This window comes from Kitasatospora sp. NPDC091257, from assembly GCF_044757675.1.
GTDB lineage: Bacteria > Actinomycetota > Actinomycetes > Streptomycetales > Streptomycetaceae > Kitasatospora > Kitasatospora lactacystinica.
In genome coordinates this window covers 1-1,297 of the sequence record NZ_JBIVVI010001755.1, presented here as the reverse complement: position 1 = coordinate 1,297, position 1,297 = coordinate 1, and the positions used below count along the sequence as shown (strand labels likewise).

Sequence of the window (1,297 nt, the reverse complement as noted above, 5' to 3'; positions counted from 1 at the left end):
GGGTGCCGCCGTCCACCGGCCCCCAGGCCGCCGCGGCGGCGGCGTCCAGGGCCGCCCGCCGCCCCGCCGGGCAGTACGGGTCGGCCATCGGCACGTGCACCACCTCGGGGACGGAGCCGTCCGGCAGCGGCTGCCCGTCGTAGTAGGTCTGCACCCGGCCCGAGGTCCGGTCCACGAACTGGTCCGGCACCAGCAGCGTGCCGGGCCCGTACTCCGGCCGCAGCCCGCCCACCGCGCACGGCCCGAACACCTGCCGCACCCCCAGCGCGTGCAGCGCCCAGAGGTTGGCCCGGTAGTCGATCCGGTGCGGCGACAGCCTGTGCCCGCGCCCGTGCCGGGGCAGGAAGGCGACCCGGCGACCGGCCACCTCGCCCAGGAACAGCGCGTCGCTCGGTGGCCCGTACGGCGTGTCGACCCGCACCTCGGTCACCTCGTCCAGCAGCGCGTACAAGCCCGAGCCGCCGATCACACCGACCTCGGCCCGCGGCGCATCCCCACGTACCCTCATGTGTTCCACCTCTCTCTCGGCGAGACCGTTCCGGCCGCTGCGGGAACCAGCGGGCCTCGGGTCTCGAAATCCGGTCTTACGGTTCACGAACCCCGCACCGCCGGTGCGGGCCGGCCCGCCGCTCACCCGGGCGTGGACCGCCGGGATCGGCCGACGCGGCGGAGCTTCAGCGCGAGGGCGACGGCCGCCGCGCCGAACAGGACTCCGCTGACGGCGAGCCACCGGCCGAGGTAGACCTCCTCCGACAGCCCGGTGGCCCCCGGGTACGGCTCGGACAGGTTCAGGACGAGGGGGAACCAGACGAGCAGCAGGAGGCCGGACAGGACGACCGGTGCCCGCAGGTAGTTGATCCACTCGACGGTCGGAGCCCGCTCGTGGCGGTGGCGCAGGACGGACCGGGCGGAGAGGTCGGCGAGCGAGTAGAGCGGCAGCAGGACCAGGTCGTGGGCGAGGGCCCCGCCGACGAACCAGAGCACCACCGCGAGGGCCCGGTCGGACACCAGCCGCTCGGCGGCGTAACCGGTGAGCGCGAACGAGGCGAGCAGCACGAGCAGGTGCATCGGCCCTGCGCCGTACCAGCGGGTGAGGCGGGCGGGTCGGGCCACGGTCACGTCCTGAAGGTGAGTCGGCCGACCCACTTGGTGTTGTTCACACCGGGGTTGGCGGGGACGATGATCCGGGCCGGGAAGCCGTGGTCGAGCGACAGGTCGGCTCCGTTGACGTGCAGGGCCAGGAGGGACCGGGGGTCGCGGATCTGGTTGCCCCGCAGCAGCACCGAGGTGTAGGGGC

At 74.4% G+C, this 1,297-nt stretch carries 2 protein-coding genes and 1 pseudogene; all 3 read right to left on the bottom strand.

Annotated elements, in window-relative coordinates:
- A pseudogene (locus tag ACIQOV_RS41800) lies at positions 1-508 on the bottom strand (5'-methylthioadenosine phosphorylase); the annotation flags it as partial.
- Between the two features lie 122 nt (positions 509-630).
- A complete protein-coding gene (locus ACIQOV_RS41795) occupies positions 631-1,068 on the bottom strand; it encodes a hypothetical protein (RefSeq protein WP_401056425.1) in 438 nt (145 codons plus the stop codon).
- 47 nt (positions 1,069-1,115) lie between these two features.
- Positions 1,116-1,297 (bottom strand): molybdopterin-dependent oxidoreductase (locus tag ACIQOV_RS41790; RefSeq protein ID WP_401056423.1); only part of this gene is annotated, 182 nt, incomplete at its 5' end.

Coding starts and splice junctions, on each gene's coding strand:
- ACIQOV_RS41795 (WP_401056425.1), bottom strand. CDS start 1,068: ATGCACCTGCTCGTGCTGCTCGCCTCGTTCGCGCTCACCGGTTACGCC.